Origin of the sequence: Achromobacter sp. GbtcB20, from assembly GCF_019091095.1 — a bacterium.
In the GTDB taxonomy this organism is placed as follows: Bacteria; Pseudomonadota; Gammaproteobacteria; order Burkholderiales; family Burkholderiaceae_B; genus Achromobacter; species Achromobacter mucicolens.
Window position 1 is genome coordinate 1 of record NZ_JAGXJZ010000906.1, and the last position, 236, is coordinate 236.

The window sequence follows — 236 nt, forward strand, 5'->3', positions numbered from 1 at the left end:
ATGTCGTTCCAGGGCATGGCGCTTCCCGCGTAGCCTGCCTGGCAGGCACGGAATTCCTCCAGGTCGTCGGGCGTGGCCATGCCGCTGACGTTGAAGAAGTCCTCGAACTGGCGGTTGCGGCGGGCGCGCGCCTCGTCGGACTCGCCCTTCGGCGCGATGCAGTAGATCGTCACCTCGGTCCTGTCGACCGAGATCGGACGCAGCAGGCGGATCTGCGACCCGAACTGGTCCATCAG

At 66.5% G+C, this 236-nt stretch carries 1 pseudogene; it reads right to left on the reverse strand.

Annotated elements, in window-relative coordinates:
• Positions 1 to 236 (reverse strand): annotated as a pseudogene (locus KVT32_RS31585) (benzoate 1,2-dioxygenase large subunit); the annotation flags it as partial.